Genomic DNA, 20,995 nt, shown 5'->3' with positions numbered 1-20,995 from the left:
GCAATCACATTTGTGGCAATACATCAGACCCGCGGTTTGGCACAACGGGAATGCCGGCCCTCCACCGTGCAGGTATTCCGTTCCTTGCCGTCGCGGTCGTGGACGATCACGCGCCACGCATCCGGGCCCATCCTCTCCATCGTCATGAAACCGAAGCCGTCGATCCACGAACTCAGCGCCTCGAGCACCGCACCCGGCGCCGGCGGCTGCCCGGCGGGCGGCGTTTGCGGCAGCGGGACGATGTCTTCCGCCGTGCCGGCGAAGCCCGCGACGAACTGGGTCGGGTGATCGCTGCTAAAACTCGTCTGCTCCCACAGGTGCACGTGGCCGGACAGCAGGACGTCGATGGTCGCCGGCAGCAGGCGTGGATCGAGCGCGCCGAACACCTGCGTGAGCCCGGCGTCGCCGCCGAACAGGGTGACGGCGCCCGTGCGCGCATCGCGCAACGCGCCGTAGGCGTACAGCGGATGGTGGTCGACGGCGATGTTGTAGCGTTGGCGGCGGGCCAGCCCCTCGATCTTGCGCCACGTGTCGGTGTAGCGCGCGATGGCCGGGTCGCCGGGCTTGAATCCGCGCCAGTTCGTGTTCGCGCTGTCGAACACGATCAGTTGTGCGCCGCCGCCCAAAGGCACCGCGTACGGGTCCGCGTAGTCCGCCTGTCGGTCCGCCGCCGGGTCGTCGCAGTTCGCGGCCGGGTCGTAGGCGTGGGCGTCGAGGAAGCGCCACCAGCCCTGCCCTCCGCGCGCGCACGACTCGTGGTTGCCGCGCGCGATCACCCACGGCGCCGCGGCCAGCAACGTGCGCGCGGGCGCGAAGAAATCCGCGTTCCACGCGTCCCAGCCATAGCCGTACGGGCTGCCCGCGCAGCCGGGGCGGTCCGCCGGACACGGGTCTTCGCGATAATGAAAATCGCCCACATGCACGACAAGGTCCGGCTTCCACGCGGCCGCACTCGCGGCCACGCGCGCGAACGGGTACGCCCGCGGGTCGTTACAGTCCTGGAATTCCTTGCCCTTCAGGCGGCAGCCCGTGTCGCCGATCACGACGATGCGTTTCAGCTCCGCCGCTGGCAGCGGCAGCGGCTGGCCGGCGACACTCACCTGTGTTACGCCGGCCGGAAGCGGGGTCTCGCACGACAGCACCGGGGCCGATACGGCATCCGGATGAAAACTCGCGCTGTGGTCCTTGCCGCGCAGCGGGATCGGGCCGCGAGGGGCACGCACGGCCATCGTCGCCGTGCGGCCGTCGATCGTGATCGCGGGACAGGTGGAGGCCGTGGTGACGGCGCGGGCGATCGGGGCGCCGTCCGCGCCCAGCATGACGAAGGCGGCGGCCGGCGGCGGTTCGGACGGCAGGCTCGCGCAGCCTGCCAGGACGGCGGCGACGGCGAGCAGCCGCAGGATCGGATGGATCATGGAGGGTCCGGGCAAAGTCGGCAATCTACCACAGCGGCGTCGCCATCGCCGTCGGCGCCCTGCTCGACGGCATTCCCGAGTCGATCGTGATCGGCCTGCCGATGCCGGGCGGCGGTGCTGTCGGCACCATGGCGGTCGGCGCCATGTCTCTCTCCAACGTCCCGGAAGGCCTGTCCAGCGCGGCCGGGTGGCGGTGTTCGCGCTCTGCAATCCCGGGCGCTGACCGGGCGAGCTACCGGTCGGTGCAGCGATCCCGACAGACGTCCGTCAGGTTGTTCGCGATACTGTACTGGATCATGTCGCTCAGGCTCTTGCAGCGCAGCTTGACCATCGCCCTGGCCTTGTGCGTGCTGATCGTCTTGATACTCAGGTTGAGCACGGCCGCGATGCGGCTGACGCTCCGACCGCAGACGAGCATGGCGAACACGAGGAACTCGCGATCACTGAGCGACTCGTGCGGCAACGCATCCTTACCTTCCCACATGTGCAATGCGACTTCCTCGGCGAGTCGCTCGCTCATATGGACCTTTCCCAGGCTCACCCGGCTTGCGGCCTCGAGAAGCTCATCGGCGGGACGGCTTTTCATCACGTACCCCTTCGCGCCGCAGCGGATCGCCCGCATGCCGAAGTGAAGCTCGTCCAGTTCGGTATACACGAGGACGTGGGCGCGCGGCGCTACGGCCCGGATTTGGCGCAGGAACGTCTCCTCGCTTCCAGCTGCGAGTACCGGATCGACGAGGATGATGTGATATTGCTCGCTTTGCAATTTACTGATCAGGTCGGAACGACTTGTTGCCTCGCGGACCACTGTGTCCCGCGCCTGCCTGGCAAAGAGCGTACACACGCCGAGCCGCATCGTCTCGCTTCGATCAGCCACCAGCATCTGTATCATGCTGCCTCCGTATGGTTAATGGGTAGTAATGTTTAAGTAAACACATCCATGATTAACCAATTGTCACCATTGGTCAATTTACCGTTTTGAAATTAATTCTCACCGAACTTCACTGTCGCAAAATTGCTGCAACGCCGCGAAGTTTTGCATGCATATCCCATAGCCGTTGAGAGGTTTGATTAAAGTCAAATGCTGCATCGCATCAGGCCGTAAGCTTGACCTTGTTCATTTTCAATAACTTACACGCATTTTATTGCGCCATGTCAAGAAAAAAGCTTATCGCATCGGCGAGCATGCACCCGGAGATCATCGCCATCGGTCTCGAAGTGACGCTCGATCCCAGTCGGCGCCGCTATTATTCCGCGCTCGTCCTGACCCTCGCGGATGCTGCCATGCAAGAATTTGTGAGGATGCTCGCCGCTGAACCGCAGCGATCGCCCGGCGTCGAGCCTGGTCCCAGTGGTGATCCAGCAGCAGGACATTAACTGATGGTTACCATCAATACTTCTTGCCGATCTGCATTCCGGGCGCCAGCGTCGGGCATTGCCCGATGAGCGGGCGGCGGCATGGACGCTTGCGGAACATCGCGTCGGTTGCCGGTTCGGCCCTCGCCAGGTCATGGGGCCGGCTTCGGGCAGCGGGCGCCATGACGCATCGCGCCACCGCCGACCCGGCGCGCGGCGGCATCGAACGCCGCGTCGATGCCGTCACTGCGGACGTCATCCAGGTCGGCATTATTTTCATGAACGTCTACGGCCGGGACAACGCGGACGCTTTCTTCCTCACGGCCGACATCGTACCCACCGTCTACCGGAGAATCGTTGCAGGACGGTTTCGCCGGACCGTGCGCGGCGCCGATCCAGAGCCGGAAGGCATCCCGGCATGAGTCGCGCCGAAGACGAGCTACGGCATTTTCTTGGCGTCAATCGCAGGAAGGATCATGCGACGGCAGACATTGTCGAGATCGGTCTACTGTTCATGCGGGTCTTCGGCAACGACAAGGGATGGAGCTTCTTTCGCGGCACGCTGATCCAGCCGGAAGTGTGCTGGCGTGTGATGCGGCACAGGACACGCGGCTCACCGCCCGAGGTCGATCCCGAGCGCAAGGGCGGCATGGGCGGTCAACCGCCATGACGCCGGGCCCATGCATGGCTGGAACGTTGAGCGCGCCCGATGCCCGCGCCGGCGCCGCGCCCGTCACCCTGGATGTCCGGGTCGTTGATTGTTTTGAATCTATAACGTACAATCGCGTGTGCTGTTATCGATAACCAAACCATCACGGAGACATCATGAAACGACGCCAGGTCCTGGCCGGGTTGGCCGCAACCGTGCCGGGCTTCGCCGCCAGCACCCTCCTGCCGCGGTCCGCGCTCGCGGCGAACGCCCCCGGCCCTTTCAAGCCCGACTGGGATTCGCTGGCCGCGTACCGCACGCCGGACTGGTTCCGGAATGCGAAGTTCGGCATCTGGGCCCACTGGGGTCCGCAGTGCGAGCCGGAATTCGGCGACTGGTACGCGCGCAATATGTACAAGGAAGGCAGCGAGGCGTACCGCCACCACCTGCAGAAATACGGCCACCCGTCGAAGTTCGGCTTCAAGGACGTGATCCGGCAATGGCAGGCGGCGCAATGGGACCCGGACGCCCTGCTCGCCCTGTACCGCAAGGCGGGCGCGCGCTACTTCGTCGCGCTCGCGAACCACCACGACAATTTCGACCTGTACGACAGCCGCTTCCAGCCCGACTGGAATTCGACGCGCATCGGACCGAAGAAGGACCTGATCGCCGGCTGGGCGAAGGCGGCGCGCGCGCAGGGCATGCGCTTCGGCGTCAGCGTCCACGCGGCCCACGCGTGGACCTGGTACGAAGTGGCCCAGGGCGCCGACAAGGCGGGGACGTACGCCGGCATCCCGTACGACGGCGTGCTCACGGCGGCCGCCGGCAAGGGCCAGTGGTGGGAAGGACTGGATCCGCAGGCGTTGTACGCGCAGGCCCATCCGCTCAGCCGCAAGACCACGAAGCCGGCCGAATGGGGCGCGCAGTGGGACTGGGGCGGCGGGGCCACGCTGCCGTCGCGGCGCTACGTCGACAACTTCCACGACCGCACCATCGACCTGATCGACAAGTACGACCCGGACCTCGTCTACTTCGACGACACCGCCCTGCCCTTCTGGCCGTTCAGCGACGCGGGCCTGCGCATTGCCGCGCATATGTACAACCGCAGCATCGCCACGCGCGGCCGGCTGGAAGCGGTCATCAACGGCAAGATGCTCGACGAGCGGCAGCGCCGTTCCCTCGTGTGGGACATCGAGCGCGGCCAGAGCAACGCCATCGAACCGCTGCCCTGGCAGACGTGCACCTGCATCGGCGGCTGGCATTACTCGCGCCCGGGCTATGAGCGCAACGAGTACAAGAGCGCGCAGAAGGTCGTGCACATGCTGGTCGACATCGTCAGCAAGAACGGCAACCTGCTGCTCAGCGTGCCCGTGCGGGGCAACGGCACGATCGACGAAAAGGAACAGGCGATCGTCGAGGAGATCGGCCGCTGGATGGCCGTGCACGGCGACGCGATTTACGATACGCGGCCGTGGGCCGTGTTCGGCGAAGGTCCAGCGCAGCACCGGACGGCGCCGCTGACGGACCAGGGCATGAACGAGGGGAAGAACGCGCCGCTCACGGCCGCCGACATCCGCTTCACTGCGAAGGGCGATGCCGTCTACGCGTTCGTGATGGGCTGGCCCGCCGGCCGCGAGATCGGCATCGCCGCGATGGGCACGGCGGCCGGGCACCTGAAGAAGCCGGTCGCGCGGGTCGAACTCGTCGGCACCGGTGCACCGCTCGCGTTCCGCCAGGCGGCGGACGGGCTGAAGGTCACGCTGCCGTCGACGGCGCCCGCCCTGCCGTACGCGTTCGCCTTGAAGGTGCTTGCTTGAAACTGCGTTGAGCGTCGTTGGGTGGGGGCCCCCGCCCTCCCCTGTGCCCACGCGAACGGTCGTGAACGCAGGCGTCACGCGTGGGCACGTTCCATTGGAGGCCCCCGGCCTTAAATGCCGGCCCTACTTGACGCGCTGTTTTTCCAGCTTGCGCGCCAATGTGCGGCGGTGCATGCCGAGCCGGCGCGCCGCTTCCGAGATATTGAAATCCGTCTCGGCCAGCACGGCATGGATCCGCTCCCATTCCAGCGTCTTGATCGACGTGGTACGGTTCGTCAGTTCCAGCTCCGTGTTGCCCGCCACGTGGCCGAAGGCGGCCTCGATGTCGTCCGTGTTCGACGGTTTCGCGAGATACTGCCGCGCACCGAGCTTGATCGCCTCGACGGCCGTGCCGATGCTGGCAAAACCCGTCAGCACGACGATCTGCATGTCCGGATCGTGCGCATGCAGCATCTGCACGCACGCGAGGCCGGAGCTGTTTCCCTTCAGCTTGAGGTCGACGACGGCATAGTCCGGCGCATGTTCCTTCAGCAGTTCCTGCGCTTCGTCGAGGCCCGGCGCCTGCAGCACCCGGTAGCCGCGCCGTTCGAAGGAACGGCCGAGGGTGCGCGCGAACGCGTCGTCGTCCTCGATGATCAGCAGGAGGCGGTCGTCATTGTCTTCATCCATGGGCATGTCCCAGTTCCTTCTCGAGCGCGATCGCGGACAGCGGCAACGTCAGCGTGACGGCGGCGCCGCCTTCCGGCCGGTTGACCGCCTGCACGGTACCGCCCAGCGTGCGGGCCACGTTCACGACGAGGAACAGGCCCAGGCCGCCGCCGGGACGGCCCTTGCTGGACTGGTACGGTTTGCCGAACTGCGCCAGCATCGCCGGCGCGAAGCCGGGGCCGCGATCGAGCACGGTCAGTACGAGCGTGCCGTCGGCGACACCCGCTTCCACGCCGACCCAGTCGGGCGAGGCCTCCAACGCGTTGTCCAGCACGTTGTCGATCGTTTGTTTCAGGGCGGAGTCGAAGGCGACCGGCAGGTCGTGTTCGATCCGGTTGCGGTAGTCGAAGCCGCGCACGGGGCGGCTGTGCTGCCAGTCCGCGACGAGCTTGTCGAGGAAGCCGCGGATGGTCGTGCGCGCGGCCGATTCGCCACGGGTCTCGCCGGCCGACAGCAGGATGCCGCTGACGATGGATTTGCAGCGCTTCAGCTGCGTCTCCATTTCCGTGATCTCTTCCAGCAGGTCGGGGTTCGCCTTGAATTCGCGCATGCGCTTCCAGTCGCCGAGGATCACGGACAACGTGGCGAGCGGCGTGCCCAGTTCGTGCGCGGCGCCGGACGCGAGCAGGCCCATGCGCACGATGTGGTCTTCCTCGGCCGCGCGCTGTCGCAGGTCCGCCAGCTGGGCCGCCTTCGCTTTCAGGGTATTCGTGATGCGCGAGATGAACACGACGAGCAGCGCCGCGTTCAGCGTGAAGCAGATCAGCATGCCCTGCACGTACAGGCTGGAGATGCCGCGCGCATGGTCGAACGGCAGCGCGAGCGGTTTCGCGAACACGGACAGGCCGGCCAGGCACGCGAGCGTGATGGCGACGATGGTCCACGTCGACCACGCTTCCAGCAGCACGGCCGACAGGATCACCTGCAGCAGGTACAGGAACGCGAACGGATTCGTCGTCCCGCCGGCCAGGTACAGCTGCATCGTGAGGCTGGCCACGTCGACGAGCAGTGCGAGGAACAGCTCGTTGTTCGTGACGGGCCGGTGTTCGTGCCAGCGCAGGTGGCTGGCGATGTTGAAGGCGATGAGGCACGCGAGCACCTCGAGCATCTGCACGAGCGGCAGGCGCACGTCGAAGACGAGGATCGCGCCGGCGATGGTCGTGATCTGGCCGATGACGGCGATCCAGCGCAGCTCGATCAGCTGCAGCATGTTCTTGTGGCCGGCGACGTATTCGACGGCGGCGGCGTTGTCCGCGCCCCGTTCGAACATCCGTTTCAGCAGGTCAGTCGTGTCGTTCATCATTCTCAGGGTCGTTGCCGCGGCGGGCGACCCACCACCAGGCGGCGGCCACCATCAAGGCGAGAGCATACCAAGTGAACGCGTACACGAGGTGACTGTTTGGAAATTTGACGACGGTGAGGCCGCCGACGGGCCGGTCGGGGCTGTCCGGCGGGTTCTGTCCGGCGGCGGCGTCGACGAAGAACGGTGCCGTGGCGATGCCGCGCGCCGCGGCGATCGCGGCCACGTCGCGGGTGTACCAGCGGTTCGCCGCGGGGTCGTTCGTGCGCGTGAACGCGCCGTTATGTTCGCTCGTCCTCAGGAGACCCGTGACGGCGGCCGCCGGTCCGGCGTTCGCGCACGGATTTTCCGTGGCGCGCTGCGGCGTGTAGCGCGTGCGTGCGCCCAGTTCGGCGGGAATGAAGCCGCGGTTGACGAGGACGACGGTCCCATCCCCCATGCACATGGGCGTGAGCAGCCAGTAGCCGCTGCCGGCTTCGGTCAGCGCCTGGACGGGGGTGGTGAGATCGTAGAGATAAGTACCGTGCAGTTGCACGCGGCGGTACTCGGCGGATTCGGGCGTGATGCCGGCCCAGCTCGTGCGCGATGGCAGCGGCGCCGGGGCGGCGTGCACGCGTGCTTCCACGCGTGCGATGAGGTCCAGTTTCCACTGGAGGCGAACCACCTGCCAGGTGCCCAGACCGGCGAAGAGGACGATCAGCAGCAATGCCAGCACCGCCAGGACGGGAGAGACTCCCTTGCGGCCGGCCGGTGCCGCTGCGCGATCGTCCCTCGCCATTACTGCATGTCGTGCATGCCGTGTACCGAACTGCCGTCATTGCCCATGTTGGGCATCATGTTGGCGTTCATGTGGTACATGACCCAGATCGAACCGGTCAGGACGATGAACAGCAGGATGGCCGTGAGGATCAGCGCCATCATGTTCCAGCCGCCTTCCGACTTCGAGTTCATGTGCAGGAAGTAGATCATGTGCACGACGACCTGGACGGCCGCGAAGCCGAGGATCACGAACTTGGTCGTGCCCGGTGCCAGCTGGTGGGTCATCACGAGCCAGAACGGGATCGCCGTCAGGATCACGGACAGGATGAAACCGATCGTGTAATCCTTGAAGCTGCCGTGGGCGTGCAGGTGGTCGTCGTCGTGGTGGCCGTGCCCGTGGCCGTGGTCATGGCCGTGGGCGTGGTGAAGGTCGCTCATGGCAGGACTCCCATCAGATAAACATAGGTGAACACGCCGATCCAGATGACGTCCAGGAAGTGCCAGAACATCGACAGGCAGGCGAGGCGGCGGTAGTTGGCACCGTTGATGCCGTGCTTACCCACCTGGAACATCAGCGTGACGAGCCAGACGATACCGAAGGTCACGTGCAGGCCGTGCGTGCCGACCAGCGAGAAGAACGCGGTCAGGAAGCCCGAGCGCCACGGGCCGAAGCCTTCGTGGATCAGGTGCGCGAACTCGTCCAGTTCCAGGTACAGGAAGCAGGCGCCCAGCACGCCGGTGATGGCGAGCCAGACGAGCGTGCCTTTGACGTTCTTCTTCTGCGCGGCCAGCATGGCGAAGCCATACGTGATCGACGAGAACAGCAGGAACGCGGTGTTCAGTGCGACGGTCGGCAGCTCGAAGATCTCGGCGCCCGACGGGCCGCCCGCGTAGTTGCGGCCCAAAACGGCATAGGTCGCGAACAGGCAGGCGAAGATGAGGCAGTCGCTCATCAGGTAGATCCAGAAGCCCAGCAGCGTGCCGTTCTCCGGATGGTGCTCGCGCACGTAATAGCGCGAGCTCGGGTCGGCGCTCGCGGCGCCGGCGTGGGTTACGTTAATCTCAGACATGGGCTTCCAGCAAACGGGTGCGTTCTTCTTCCGTACGGGTCACTTCGTCCGCCGGGATGTAGAAGTCGCGTTTGTAATCGAACGTGTGGTAGATGGCGACGGCGAGCATGGCGACGAACGTCACGCCGACCAGCAGCCACATGTGCCAGATGATGCCGAACGCCATCACGAACGTGATGCCCGGGATGACCGGACCGGCCCACGTGTTCTTCGGCATGTGGATCGCCACGAAGTCCTTCAGCGGACGCATGTAGCCGTTCTTCTTCATGTCGGCCCACGAATCGTTGTCGTGCACGACCGGGGTGAACGCGAAGTTGTAGTCCGGCGGCGGCGACGACGTCGACCATTCCAGCGTACGGCCGCCCCACGGGTCGCCCGTCACGTCGGCCAGCTGCTTGCGGTTCATGATCGACACGAAGATCTGCATCAGCAGGCAGCCGATACCGGCGGCGATCATCAGGGTGCCCAGCAGCGAGACCTGGAACAGCCAGTGGATCGACGGATCGTCGAAGTGGCTCATGCGGCGGGTCACGCCCATGAAGCCCAGGATGTACGGCGGCGTGAACGCGACCCAGAAGCCGATCGACCACAGCCAGAACGAGTACACGCCCCATTTACGGTCCAGCTTGAAGCCGAACATCTTCGGCCACCAGTAGTTCACGCCCGCGAACAGGCCGAACAGCACGCCGCCGATGATGACGTTGTGGAAGTGGGCGATCAGGAACAACGAGTTGTGCAGCACGAAGTCGGCCGACGGCACCGCCAGCATCACGCCGGTCATGCCGCCGATGATGAAGGTGATCATGAACGACACGGTCCACATCATCGGCAGTTCATAGCGGATGCGCCCCTTGTACATCGTGAACAGCCAGTTGAAGATCTTCGCGCCCGTCGGGATCGAGATGATCATCGTCGTGATGCCGAAGAACGAGTTCACGCTCGCGCCCGAACCCATCGTGAAGAAGTGGTGCAGCCACACGAGGTAGGACAGGACCATGATCACGACCGTCGCGTACACCATCGAGGTGTAGCCGAACAGGCGCTTGTTGCAGAACGTCGCGACGACTTCCGAATAGATGCCGAACGCCGGCAGGATCAGGATGTACACCTCCGGGTGGCCCCAGATCCAGATCAGGTTCACGTACATCATGGCGTTGCCGCCCAGTTCGTTCGTGAAGAAGTGCGTGTCGAACAGGCGGTCCAGGCCGAGCATGGCCAGCGTGGCGGTCAGGATCGGGAAGGCCATCACGATCAGGACGTTGGTGCACAGGGCGGTCCAGGTGAACACCGGCATCTTCATCAGGTCCATGCCCGGGGCGCGCATCTTGATGATGGTGACGACCAGGTTCACGCCTGACAGCAATGTGCCGACACCCGCCACCTGCAATGACCAGATGTAGTAGTCGACGCCCACGTCCGGGCTCGCCAGGATGCCGGACAGCGGCGGGAACGCCAGCCAGCCGGTACGGGCGAATTCACCGACGAACAGCGAGGCCATCACGAGGATCGCGCCGGCGGTCGTCATCCAGAACGAGAAGTTGTTCAGGAACGGGAACGCCACGTCGCGCGCGCCGATCTGCAGCGGCACGACGTAGTTCATCAGGCCCGTCACGAACGGCATCGCCACGAAGAAGATCATGATCACGCCGTGGGCAGTGAAGACCTGGTCGTAGTGGTGCGGCGGCAGGAAGCCGTGCGAGTCGCCGAACGAGAACGCCTGCTGGGCGCGCATCATCAGCGCGTCGGCAAAGCCGCGCAGGAACATCACGAGACCCAGCACCATGTACATGATGCCGATCTTCTTGTGGTCGATACTGGTGAACCACTCTTTCCAGAGGTAGCCCCACAGCTTGAATTTGGTCAGCAGCGCCAGGCCGACGATGCCGCCCAGTGCCACCATGATAAAGGTACCGATCAGGATAGGCTCGTGGTAGGGAATCGCTTCCCAGCTGAGCCGACCGAAGATCAACTTCGCTAAGTCAAATTGCTCGTGCATGATTACTTCTTCTTCACAGAATCATTGGGCGTAGTGCAGACCTCGCCGTTGGCCTGGGCCAGGCGGGTCGCTGCCGCTTGTTGGGGCGCGTGGCGCAGCATGGCCATTTCACGGGCCTTCTTCGCGTCGTCGTTCATCATCTTGTCCATGCATACGGCGCCGTCGGCGACGCAGCGGTTCAGGACGCGATAGAACAGGTCGTTGTCGACCGCCGCATAGTGGCGCACCGGCTCCTTGATACTCGGCTTTTCGAGCGTCAGGTACCCTGCGCGGTCGAGGTTGGCGCTGGCGGACTTGACCGACTGGACCCAGCCGTCGAAGTCGCCCTGGGGCACGCCACGGTACGAGAAGCGCATGTCGGAATAGCCGGCGCCGCTGTAGTTCGACGAGAAGCCGACCGACTGGACCGCTTTGTTCTGGACCGCGTTCAGGGTCGTTTCCATGCCCGGCATCGCGTAGATCATGCCCGCCAGTTCGGGCACGTAGAACGCATTCATGACGGAGGTCGCGCTGATCTTGAAGCGCACCGGCACGTCGACCGGCACGACCAGTTCATTGACCGTCGCGATGCCCTGCTCCGGATAGATGAACAGCCATTTCCAGTCCATCGCCACGGCCTGGATGACCAGCGGCTTGGCGGATGTCGGGATCGGACGCCCTTCGGCGATGCGGTCCAGCGGACGGTACGGATCCAGCTTGTGCGTCGAGATCCAGGTCACGAGACCCAGCACGATGATGATCAAGAGGGGCGCGCCCCAGATGACGAGTTCCAGCTTGGTCGAGTGGTCCCAGTCCGGTTCATAGGCTGCTTCCTTGTTGCTGGCGCGGTACTTGTACGCGAACCAGACGATCAGGAACATGACGGGAACGATGATCAGCAGCATCAGGATCACCGAAACGATGATCAGTTGCGCCTCTTGCTTGGCGATGTCGCCGGAAGGGTTCATCACCACCGTGTTACAGCCGGAAAGCAGCGCTAACAGGGGAGAGAGGAACATTCCGCGACGGAGGGTCTTTGGAATCATGCTTGTGTTTTACGTTACATGGGAAAAATAACATGCTAATGTAACGCCAACGGCGTGCGTTTGGCGATTGGACGTTTTGTCCTACCCTTTACCGTATTGCAGCATTTCAGAGGGTCCAGAAGGCGCCGGCTGAAAAAGGAGACGAAGACATGCAGAGCACCCCGAACACGTACGGCGGCGCAGGAGCCGCTCCCATCACAGCACCCCACTCCGGGGCCCGGAACATCAACAGCCGCGACACGAAAATCGCGCCTGGAGAGATCGCGGTCGGCGTCGTCATCGGCCGCGCTTCCGAATACTTCGACTTCTTTGTTTACGCGATCGCCTCGGTCCTCGTGTTCCCCGCCGTGTTCTTCCCGTTCGCGGACCGGCTCGAAGGTACGCTGTACTCGTTTGCCATCTTCGCGCTGGCCTATGTGGCAAGGCCGCTCGCGTCGCTGTTCTTCATGGTCATCCAGCGTCATTACAGTCGCGAGATCAAGCTGACCATCGCCCTCTTCCTGATGGGCTCCGCCACGGTCGCCATCTCGATGCTGCCCACCTATTCCCGCTGGGGCGAGTGGTCCATCGTCGCCCTGGCCATCCTGCGCATCGGCCAGGGCGTTGCCCAGGGCGGGTCGTGGGACGGCTTGCCGTCGCTGCTCGCGCTCAATGCGCCGCAGAACAAGCGTGGATGGTACGCCATGTTGGGACAACTTGGCGCACCAACGGGATTCATCATCGCCGCCGGCCTGTTCTCCTACCTGATGGCCGAGCTGTCGCAGGACGATTTCCTGGTCTGGGGCTGGCGTTATCCGTTCTACGTCGCCTTCGCGATCAACGTCGTCGCGCTGTTCGCCCGCCTGCGCCTCGTCTCGACGCCGGACTATACCCACCTGCTCGACGAGCATGAGCTGGATCCGGCCCCGGCCCGCGAAGTGATCGGCAACCAGGGTGCGAACATCGTCATCGGCGCCCTCGCCGCCCTGGCCAGCTATGCGCTGTTCCACCTCGTGACCGTGTTCCCGCTGTCGTGGATCCAGCTGTACGATACCCGTTCGATGGCCGAATTCCTGCAAGTCCAGATGATGGGCGCGGGTCTCGGCATCGTCGGCGTGCTGGCGTCGGGCATCATCGCGGACAAGTTCGGCCGCCGCAACACGCTGGGCACGCTGGCCGCGCTGATCGCCCTGTTCTCCGGCTTCATCCCGACCCTGATGGATGGCGGCGTGACCGGCCAGAACACGTTCATCCTGGTGGGCTTCCTGCTGCTGGGCCTGTCGTACGGCCAGGCCGCGGGCGCCGTGACGTCGAACTTCCTGCCACAATACCGCTACACGGGCGCCGCCCTGACGTCGGATCTCGCGTGGCTCGTCGGCGCCGCGTTCGCCCCGCTCGTCGCACTGGGCCTGGCCGCCAACTTCGGCCTCGGCTACGTCAGCCTGTACCTGCTGTCCGGCGCCGTCGGCTCGCTGGCCGCGCTGAGCCTGAACCGGGCGCTCGAGATTCGCAACTGAGCGACATATATATAGCAAAGCCGAGCCCCGGTACCCCCGGGGCTTTTTTTGTTGCCAAGAACCGGGGTCAGAGCCCGGTTTTTGGAAATGGCTCAGAAAATCTTGCCAAAAAAAGGGCTCTGACCCCGGTGGTCGACCCCGGTGGTCAGCGGTGGCCGGCGACGATGTCGAGGAGGGCTTGCAGTTCGACGGATGCACAGGGTGTCCAGCGGGATGCCTTCCGGCGTACGGAGCTGCGCGCCCGCGTGGAAGCACAGGCCGGGCTGGCCGGTGGCGACGGGATTGAGCGCGAAGCGGGTATCGATGTGGGCGCACCTCACACGCGTGCGCCCTGCTGCCTCACTTCCGGATCAGCGACCACTGCTGGTTGGCGCCCCCGTTGGACGGATACTGGATGATCTGCGCGCCGTCGGCCGTGCTCTTGTTTTGCACGTCCAGCACCATGCCGGAGAGCTGGTTCGCGACCGTGTAGTAACCCGCTGCCGGGCTGGCGAAGCGCCACTGCTGGCCCTGCCCCGCCCAGTAGCCCCACTGCGCGATGTTCGTGCCGGCGGTCGTGGAGTTATTGTAGTCGTCCAGGCTCTTCAGGCTGTTGGCGTTGATGATGCTGTAGTAGCCGTCGCCATGGCCGATCACATACCACTGCTGGTGGCGCGCGTTCGCATCGGTCGACTGCTGCACCAGTGCGCCGTCCGCGGTCGAAGCGCCCGCCACGCCGAACACCTTGCCCGACAGGCGCGACTTGAACGCGTAGACGCCGTCGCTGATGCCGCCGCAGCCGGCGAAGTCGGTGAAGTTGCGGGTCAGGACCGGCCAGCCGGCGCTGTACGTCATGCGCTGGATGTCCAGCTTCGCATTGCCGTTGTCCGTCAGGTCGTAGTAGTGCGTGGAAACGAAGTGGCAGCCGTCCTGGCGCAGGTCGGCGATGTGGCCGGGGCCGCGGTACTTGCCGTCGGTGACCGGCAGGATCGTGCGTGTGCCGGAGTATGGGCCGCGGATGTTCGTCGCGCGCTGCACTTCGACGTAATACGTGGAGTCGACGCCCTTGCAGCAGCTGCCGCGGTTCACGAACAGGTAGTAATAGCCGCCGTCGCGCGTGATGTACGGCGCCTCGATGTCGCGTCCGCCGCCGCCCCAGATCGTCGTCACGCTGCCGGCCAGCTTGCCGGTGGATTGGTTGATTTCGGCCAGGCCGATGCCGCCGAAGAACGAGCCGTAGCTCAGGTAGACCTTGCCGTCATGGTCGCGGAACAGCGCGGGATCGATGGCGTTGACCTCGGCACTGCCGCCGTACGACTGCACGACGATGCCGAGGTCCTGCCAGCTCGGGTTCTTCAGCGAGAGACTGCGCGCCACGCCGATCGCGGACGACGACGTGCCGAACGACGACACCGAGTAGTACAGGTAGTAATAGCCGTTCATCTGGATCACGTCCGGCGCCCAGTACGAGCCGGAGAAATTCGGGATCTTTTGCGTGACCCAGGCGGGCGGCGTGGCGAACACGGGGCCCGGCCCCGCAGCCCACGTCTTGAGATCCTTCGACGTGGAATACCAGATGCCGGTGCCGGTCGTGAAGTTGAAATACGTGTCGCCGTCCTTCGTGATGGTACCTGGGTCGTGGGCATTGTTCACGCCCAGCAGGTCGATGGCCCCGGCCGAGGCGCAGCCGAGCGCGAGGCAGCATGCTGCCAGCAGCTTTTTAAACATGAAGTCTCCTGTTTTATTTATACATATGGGTTGAACCCGCCACCAGCTTAGGCAATGCGGGTCGGCGCCACCAATGAAATAAAACAGGGGTGCGATTGCGATTTCGGTATCAGCCGAGTGCCGTGTCCAGCACCGTCATGAGGATGAAGCCGAAGACGAGGGCCACGCTGGCCCACGTGCCGTTGCCGTTCTGCTGCGCTTCCGGCACGACGTCGTTGACGATCACGAACAGCATCGCGCCCGCCGCGGCGGCCAGCGCGAACGGCAGCAGGCCGGCCGAGATGCCGATCAGGATGGCGCCGGCGACGGCGGCCACCGGTTCGATCAGGCCGGACGCGACGCCGAGCGCCGCCGACAAACCCCGTCCATAGCCGACCGTGCGCAGGGCCAGCGCGACGACGAGGCCTTCCGGCACGTCCTGGATCGAAATGCCGGTCGCCAGCGAGTTCGCCTTGTCGATGTCGACCCCCGCATACGCGACGCCGATCGCGAGGCCTTCCGGCAGGTTGTGCAGCGCGACGGCCCACACGAACATCCAGGCGCGCTTCAGGGAGTGCGCCGTGCGGGGATCGTCATGCGCCAGAATCCCGTCGGTCGACATGCAGCGGTCGAGGACGAGCAGCAGCGCCGCCCCGGCCATGATGCCGGCACCGACGGACAGGCTCGCGCCCCAGTTGCCGGCGCCACCCGTCTTCGCCGCAGCCAGCGCGGGGATCACGAGCGAGAACGCGGTCGCGCCGAGCATGACGCCGCCGCCGAAGCCGAGGAAGCAGTCGTAGGTGCGGTTCGAAAAATTCTGTGACAGCAGGATGGGCAAGGTGCCGAGCGCCGTCGCGGCGGCGGCCGTCGCACCGCCGACCAGGGCGCCGCGCACGTGGGGCACGTCCTGCAGCACGCCGGCGAGGTAGCCGAAGCCCGTGAAGATCAGGACGGCGCAGCCGAGGAGGCAGACGGCGCAGCCGGCGAGGCGGCGGGGGCGCAGCATCCAGGAGAGTGAGGCGGGTTTGGTCAGGGGTGATTCCATGCACGGGCTCGGTGTTGGAGATGAACACACCGTCGCTCCTGCGCAGGCGGGAGCCCAATTTCCTCGGCAGAGCCGCGAAACTTGGGTCCCCGCCTGCGCGACGACGACGGCTTAGTGAAGCTTCGGCGCCCCCGGGCTCGGCTGCGCACCCGGCTGCACGGTCATGCCGTCAGCGAGGGTCTGGTTCCCCATCCCGAGTTCGGCACCGGTCGTCGGGTCGACATTCGGGTCGGACATGGTGCGCTCGGCCATCTGCTTGAGCACGTCGACGTTCTTGGCCGGCAGCCTGACTTCGGCCTCGCCCGTGCCGCCGTCGACGGCCATCTGCTTTTCGCGGTCCGTCACGAAGTCCCAGTTCTCGCCCTGGTTCCAGGAGCCGCGCATCTCGCCCGGGCCCTGCGACATGTTGAAGTAGGTGTTGGCGAAGCGCGGGTCGCCCGGCATCTTCCCGGACGGGAAGTTCGGCTGGATCGAGTACAGCGCCTTCTCGAACGACTTCTGGTGCGCGATCTCGCGCGTCATCAGGAAGCCCAGCGCTTCCTTCACGCCCGGGTCGTCGGTCAGCGCGATCAGGCGCTCGTAGACGATCTTGGCGCGCGCCTCGGCGGCGATGTTGGAGCGCAGGTCGGCGGTCGGCTCGCCGATCGTGTCGATGTACGCGGCCGTCCACGGCACGCCGGCCGAATTGACCAGCGGCGTGCCGGCGCCGTACAGCACCTGGGTCACGTGGCTGTCGTTGCCCGCACCGTGGATCTTCTTGTACAGGTCCGCTTCGCTGTCGACGGCTTCGGCCAGGTCGCCCTTGGCGCCCTTGTTGAGCATGGCGACGATGTGGCCGATCACCTCGAGGTGGCTCAACTCTTCCGTCGCGATGTCGAACAGCATGTCCTTGCGGCCCGGATCGTCTTCGCTGACGGCCTGCGTGAAGTAACGCATGGCCGCGGCCAGTTCGCCCTGCGGGCCGCCGAACTGTTCGAGCATCAGGTTGGCCAGCCCCGGATTTGGTTCACTGACACGCACGGTGTACTGCAGGCGTTTGTTATGTGCAAACATTCCGATTCCTCCAGTGTGTGATTGGATGGCCGCGCGGAACGCGTCCTGCATTACCGCGCGGACAAACGGAAGCGCCGTAGCGCGACCGGTCGATGCCATCTTGGCAGCGTTGCGGCGCCGAGTAATCAGAAACCAAGCCGTGTCTGTGTAGGATTGGAGGCGACATCCTGTCGAGTCGCGCGAGATTCTGAACACGTGGAAACAGTCGAAGATTGCCAGTCTGGGCCGGGCGGCCCGTGCGTCATCCGCCGACAAGACAGTGCGGCGCCCTCCTACGCGGGAGCTCTAGCGTCGGCACTAACATGGATTTATCGCTACCCCACAGCCAACAGGAGACGATCATGTTTTCCCTGAATAAACTGAGTCCTTCCATCACCGACATGATCCGCTTCGATCACTCGCACGTGATGGTGACGTTCCACCAGTACACCCGCGACAAGCGCCCCAGCGTCAAGAAAGCGCTGGCGGAGACGATCTGCGACGCGCTGGAAATCCACGCGACGCTGGAGGAGGAAATCTTCTATCCCGTCATGCGCCCGCGCGCCCACGACCAGAAGGTGATGGACAAGAGCGAGCCGGAACATGACGAAATGCGCGCCGTCATTGCGGAGCTGCGCCGCACGGATCCGAAGTCGCCGCGCCACGACGAACTCGTGTTCGAACTGATGCGCGACGTGCAGCACCACGTGGCCGACGAGGAAACCGTGCTGCTGCCGGAAGCCGAGCAGACGCTCAGCAAGGACCGCCTGTCCGAGCTGGGCGCGCAGATGACGAAGCGCCGCCTGGAACTGGTGACGCCGAAGGCCGGCAAGATCGCGGCCAACACGGCCGTCGGCTTCTCGGGCAGCACGGCCGCCATCGTCGTCGGCGTGGCCAGCGCCCTGTTCGCGGCCCGCGCCTTTAGCCGTAAGCCGTCGCACGCCTGACCCTTTTCCGCAGCGGCGCAAGCCGCCTGCGCTCCCCCGGCATGGCGTTCCGCGCGCCTGCCTCGCCCGCAATCGCGTCCGCGCGTGGTTGCGGGCTTCTTCGCTTACTGACCCATCCAGCGCAGCAGCAAGGGCACGAGCCACGGCGCCAACAGCGCCGTGAGCACGCCGTTGATGCCCATGCCGAGGCCCGCGTACGCGCCCATCTCCGGACTGACCTGGAACGCGCGTGCGGTCCCGATGCCGTGCGACGCGACACCGAGCGCGAGGCCGCGCGCCGCATGCGAATCGATGCGCAAGGCGTTCATCAGGAAGCGCGCCGTCACGGCGCCGAAGATGCCCGTGCCGATCACGAGGACGGCCGTCAGCGCCGGCACGCCGCCCAGGTGCTCGGACACGGCCATCGCGATGGGCGTCGTGGCCGACTTCGGGCCCAGCGAGCGCGCCAGTTCGGGCGATGCGCCCATCAGCACGGCGATGCCGACCGCGCTGACGATGGCCGTCACGCACCCGGACACCAGCGCGCACGCGAGCGGGAACAGGCTGCGGCGCAGGCGCGGCATCTGGCGCGCGAGCGGCACGGCGAGGGCGACGGTGGCGGGACCGAGCAGGAAGTGGACGAACTGCGCACCGGCGAAATAGCGCTGGTACGACATGCCGCTGGCCGCGAGCACGAGGCTCACGAGGGCGATCGCGATGGCGACGGGATTGGCGAGCGGCGAAAAACCGCAGCGTGCATAGACCCATTGCGCGCACACGTAGGCGCACAGCGTGACCGTGAGGCCCAGCAGCGGCGACGCGGACAGGTAGACCCAGAAGTGGGTGAATTCCTCGACATTAAACATCGCGGCCCTCCCCGTTCTTGTGGGCGGGCGTGAGCGCGCGCAGCACGAGCGCCGTTACGGCAAGGGTCAGCAGGGTGCTGCCGACGACGGCCGCGCAGATCGCGAGCCAGTGCCCGCTGCCGCTCGCCGCGGCGACGATGATGCCCACGCCCGCCGGCACGAACAGCAGCGACAGATGGCGCAGCAACTCGTTCGCGCCCGCCTCCACGGTGTCGTGCAGGCGCGGGAACGCGACGAGCGCCACCAGCAACAGCAGCATGCCGGCCACCGGACCCGGCACCGGGAGCCGGAGCAGGAAAACGAGCCCCTCTCCCAGGCACTGGAAAACGAGCAGTACGGCAAACGCGATCAGCAAGCGACCTCCTTCGATCTGGGTTCCCCGAAGGATAGCATCCGGCTCAGCGCCGCGTCGGCTGCACGAGGCTCGTCATCGCATCCACATACGTCTTCTCGTCGTCGGCGTACAGCGACAGCAGCGGCGTGACGGAGACCTGGTTCAGCTTCGTCCTGCGCAGCGCGCCGGTCGCCGGATCCTTGAAGACGGCATACGGCACGTCCTGGATCACGTACGGCGCGCCGTTCACGTGGCCGATGATCATCAGCACGTGGCCCGGCACGACGACGAGGTCGCCCACCTGCGCCTCCCGCACCGCTTTTACGCGCGTTTCGTGGGTGTCGGCCGCCGTGAACGCGCGGTGTTTCAGCGCCGTCGACGTCCCCTGCAGCCCGGAACTGTGCTGCAGCAGCAGGCCCATGGTGCGGTAGGTCTCGGCGATCAAGCCGCTGCAATCGCGCGCGTCGAACTGGTGGCCCCACCCGTAACGTTCGCCGAGCAGCTTGAACGACTGCCGGATGATGTTCGCGCGCGTGAGCGGCAAATAGCCCGGCGCCGTATCGGCGCTGCGGCGAATCAGCGCCGGCCGGATCGCGAGCGAGCCGTCGGCCTGGCGCACGGGCAGCAGCACGGGCCACGATGCGTACGGACTCGCGCCGTTGACCGGCTGGTCGGGCGGCACGTCGGCGCGCGGCAGGGCCACGCCCATGTCGAGATCCAGCTGCGACACGGCAGGCAGCTCGCGCGTGTGGACCGTGGCCACATGGTCGCCCGTGACGACGCGGCCAGGCGGCAGCGCCGCGTAGCCGAACACCGCATCCGCCGTGCCGATGGCGATGTCGTCGGCGTGCACCCACGCCGGGCCCTGCGTCGTCACGGCGAGCAGCCAGCGGCCGTCCGCGCTCGCGTGCGCGACGAGCACGGGCTCGCCCGGGAACAGGGTGCCGGCCGTGAGGCTTTCGAAATCGGGTTGGTCGAGGCTCGCGTAGAACACGCGGTCGCTCGGGTAGGTGCGCAGTGCCGCGCGGCGTACCGCGAGGCCGTAGCGGGCCGGCGCCGTCACCGGGACCTGCCCGGCGGCCGTGGCGTCGCGGAGGGTCTGCAGGGTGTCCGGCCCGACGGGATGGCCGGCGGCGTCGACCGCGACCTTGACGGGCGTCTGCTGTTCCGCGCCGCGGATCCAGTCGAGCACCTGGCCGCGCGTGAGGGTCGCGGGCAGCTTGCGGACGTCGACGAAGCCGCCGCCGGGCGCGTACGCGGCGGCCCGCTGCGCGGCGGTGGCGCGGGCGTCCAGCAGCACGGCGTCCGGCCCGGGTGCGCGCCGGATCCAGTAGTCGGGGGACAGCATCGCCTCGTCGAAGGCGGGGATGCCCGCTCTCGACACGGCCGGCTGGGCGGCGGTAGCGGCGCCCGCGATGGCGAGGCCGCAGGCGATGGCGGCCAGGAAATGACGTGCGGCGTTGTGCGCTGCTGTCGTATGCATGGGTCTCCTCCGGATCGTGGATCCGGAAGTGT

Annotated in this window: 21 protein-coding genes; 6 read left to right on the top strand and 15 right to left on the bottom strand. The window is 65.8% G+C overall.

Features of this window, described 5'->3' with window-relative positions:
• Positions 1 to 23: 23 nt before the first annotated feature.
• Positions 24 to 1,415, bottom strand: coding sequence for a metallophosphoesterase family protein (locus ACL58G_RS20325; protein WP_440962954.1), 1,392 nt, complete (start codon positions 1,413 to 1,415; stop codon positions 24 to 26).
• Positions 1,416 to 1,647: 232 nt separating this feature from the next.
• A complete protein-coding gene (locus ACL58G_RS20320; RefSeq protein WP_413388722.1) occupies positions 1,648 to 2,307 on the bottom strand; it encodes a LuxR C-terminal-related transcriptional regulator in 660 nt (219 codons plus the stop codon).
• A gap of 215 nt (positions 2,308 to 2,522) precedes the next feature.
• Here ACL58G_RS20320 and ACL58G_RS20315 point away from each other — a divergent pair, with 215 nt between their 5' ends.
• The 4 genes from ACL58G_RS20315 (at position 2,523) to ACL58G_RS20300 (ending at position 5,237) form a co-directional block, all read left to right on the top strand.
• Entirely contained in the window at positions 2,523 to 2,792 is a 270-nt protein-coding gene (locus ACL58G_RS20315; RefSeq protein WP_440962953.1) for a hypothetical protein, read from the top strand.
• Positions 2,793 to 2,953: 161 nt separating this feature from the next.
• Positions 2,954 to 3,193 (top strand): hypothetical protein, encoded by a 240-nt coding sequence (locus ACL58G_RS20310; RefSeq protein ID WP_440962952.1) that lies wholly within the window; start codon positions 2,954 to 2,956, stop codon positions 3,191 to 3,193.
• Positions 3,190 to 3,441 carry a hypothetical protein gene (locus tag ACL58G_RS20305; RefSeq protein WP_413340407.1) on the top strand — a complete coding sequence of 84 codons (252 nt, stop codon included), beginning with the start codon at positions 3,190 to 3,192 and terminating at the stop codon, positions 3,439 to 3,441. Before ACL58G_RS20310 ends, ACL58G_RS20305 begins: the two co-directional genes overlap by 4 nt.
• Before the next feature lie 155 nt (positions 3,442 to 3,596).
• The gene (locus ACL58G_RS20300) at positions 3,597 to 5,237 is read left to right on the top strand and encodes an alpha-L-fucosidase (protein WP_440962951.1); all 1,641 of its coding nucleotides are present in this window, start codon (positions 3,597 to 3,599) and stop codon (positions 5,235 to 5,237) included.
• Between the two features lie 123 nt (positions 5,238 to 5,360).
• Here the strand turns inward: ACL58G_RS20300 and ACL58G_RS20295 are convergent, their stop codons facing one another.
• The 7 genes from ACL58G_RS20295 to cyoA are packed head-to-tail and all read right to left on the bottom strand — an operon-like array spanning position 5,361 to position 12,095.
• The gene (locus tag ACL58G_RS20295; RefSeq protein ID WP_440962950.1) at positions 5,361 to 5,906 is read right to left on the bottom strand and encodes a response regulator transcription factor; all 546 of its coding nucleotides are present in this window, start codon (positions 5,904 to 5,906) and stop codon (positions 5,361 to 5,363) included.
• Entirely contained in the window at positions 5,899 to 7,215 is a 1,317-nt protein-coding gene (locus tag ACL58G_RS20290) for an ATP-binding protein (protein WP_440968074.1), read from the bottom strand. The genes ACL58G_RS20295 and ACL58G_RS20290 overlap by 8 nt, the downstream gene beginning before the upstream one ends.
• Before the next feature lie 13 nt (positions 7,216 to 7,228).
• The gene (locus tag ACL58G_RS20285; protein WP_440962949.1) at positions 7,229 to 8,023 is read right to left on the bottom strand and encodes an SURF1 family protein; all 795 of its coding nucleotides are present in this window, start codon (positions 8,021 to 8,023) and stop codon (positions 7,229 to 7,231) included.
• Positions 8,023 to 8,442 carry a cytochrome o ubiquinol oxidase subunit IV gene (cyoD, locus tag ACL58G_RS20280; RefSeq protein WP_413388731.1) on the bottom strand — a complete coding sequence of 140 codons (420 nt, stop codon included), beginning with the start codon at positions 8,440 to 8,442 and terminating at the stop codon, positions 8,023 to 8,025. The genes ACL58G_RS20285 and cyoD overlap by 1 nt, the downstream gene beginning before the upstream one ends.
• Positions 8,439 to 9,074 (bottom strand): cytochrome o ubiquinol oxidase subunit III, encoded by a 636-nt coding sequence (gene cyoC, locus ACL58G_RS20275; RefSeq protein WP_413340396.1) that lies wholly within the window; start codon positions 9,072 to 9,074, stop codon positions 8,439 to 8,441. Before cyoC ends, cyoD begins: the two co-directional genes overlap by 4 nt.
• Positions 9,067 to 11,070 carry a cytochrome o ubiquinol oxidase subunit I gene (gene cyoB / locus ACL58G_RS20270; RefSeq protein WP_413388732.1) on the bottom strand — a complete coding sequence of 668 codons (2,004 nt, stop codon included), beginning with the start codon at positions 11,068 to 11,070 and terminating at the stop codon, positions 9,067 to 9,069. Before cyoB ends, cyoC begins: the two co-directional genes overlap by 8 nt.
• Positions 11,071 to 11,072: 2 nt before the next feature.
• Positions 11,073 to 12,095: a ubiquinol oxidase subunit II gene (gene cyoA, locus ACL58G_RS20265; RefSeq protein WP_440962948.1), complete on the bottom strand. Its 1,023-nt coding sequence runs from the start codon at positions 12,093 to 12,095 to the stop codon at positions 11,073 to 11,075.
• 149 nt (positions 12,096 to 12,244) lie between these two features.
• Between cyoA and ACL58G_RS20260 the strand changes: the two genes are divergently transcribed.
• Positions 12,245 to 13,591: an MFS transporter gene (locus ACL58G_RS20260; protein ID WP_413340390.1), complete on the top strand. Its 1,347-nt coding sequence runs from the start codon at positions 12,245 to 12,247 to the stop codon at positions 13,589 to 13,591.
• Between the two features lie 339 nt (positions 13,592 to 13,930).
• On the opposite strand, the gene ACL58G_RS20255 is transcribed toward ACL58G_RS20260, so the two are convergent.
• The 3 genes from ACL58G_RS20255 to ACL58G_RS20245 all read right to left on the bottom strand — a co-directional run bounded on the left by ACL58G_RS20255 (position 13,931) and on the right by ACL58G_RS20245 (position 17,375).
• Positions 13,931 to 15,298 (bottom strand): family 43 glycosylhydrolase, encoded by a 1,368-nt coding sequence (locus ACL58G_RS20255; RefSeq protein ID WP_440962947.1) that lies wholly within the window; start codon positions 15,296 to 15,298, stop codon positions 13,931 to 13,933.
• Positions 15,299 to 15,407: 109 nt separating this feature from the next.
• Entirely contained in the window at positions 15,408 to 16,322 is a 915-nt protein-coding gene (locus ACL58G_RS20250) for a ZIP family metal transporter (RefSeq protein WP_413388735.1), read from the bottom strand.
• Between the two features lie 111 nt (positions 16,323 to 16,433).
• A complete protein-coding gene (locus ACL58G_RS20245) occupies positions 16,434 to 17,375 on the bottom strand; it encodes a manganese catalase family protein (RefSeq protein ID WP_440962946.1) in 942 nt (313 codons plus the stop codon).
• Positions 17,376 to 17,716: 341 nt separating this feature from the next.
• Between ACL58G_RS20245 and ACL58G_RS20240 the strand changes: the two genes are divergently transcribed.
• Positions 17,717 to 18,301, top strand: a complete 585-nt coding sequence (locus ACL58G_RS20240; RefSeq protein WP_413388736.1) for a hemerythrin domain-containing protein — start codon at positions 17,717 to 17,719, stop codon at positions 18,299 to 18,301.
• 104 nt (positions 18,302 to 18,405) lie between these two features.
• Here ACL58G_RS20240 and ACL58G_RS20235 read toward each other — a convergent pair whose 3' ends face one another.
• Genes ACL58G_RS20235 through ACL58G_RS20225 form a run of 3 tightly spaced genes read right to left on the bottom strand, consistent with a single transcriptional unit; the run spans position 18,406 to position 20,963 of the window.
• Positions 18,406 to 19,146 carry an LrgB family protein gene (locus ACL58G_RS20235; protein ID WP_413388737.1) on the bottom strand — a complete coding sequence of 247 codons (741 nt, stop codon included), beginning with the start codon at positions 19,144 to 19,146 and terminating at the stop codon, positions 18,406 to 18,408.
• Entirely contained in the window at positions 19,139 to 19,501 is a 363-nt protein-coding gene (locus tag ACL58G_RS20230) for a CidA/LrgA family protein (protein WP_413344709.1), read from the bottom strand. Before ACL58G_RS20230 ends, ACL58G_RS20235 begins: the two co-directional genes overlap by 8 nt.
• Before the next feature lie 43 nt (positions 19,502 to 19,544).
• The gene (locus ACL58G_RS20225) at positions 19,545 to 20,963 is read right to left on the bottom strand and encodes an SH3 domain-containing protein (RefSeq protein WP_413388738.1); all 1,419 of its coding nucleotides are present in this window, start codon (positions 20,961 to 20,963) and stop codon (positions 19,545 to 19,547) included.
• Positions 20,964 to 20,995 lie beyond the last annotated feature (32 nt).

Source organism: Massilia sp. GER05, assembly GCF_052056005.1.
In the GTDB taxonomy this organism is placed as follows: Bacteria; Pseudomonadota; Gammaproteobacteria; order Burkholderiales; family Burkholderiaceae_D; genus Telluria; species Telluria orientalis.
Note: the sequence above shows the minus strand (reverse complement) of the source record. Positions and strands in the feature narration are given on the sequence as shown.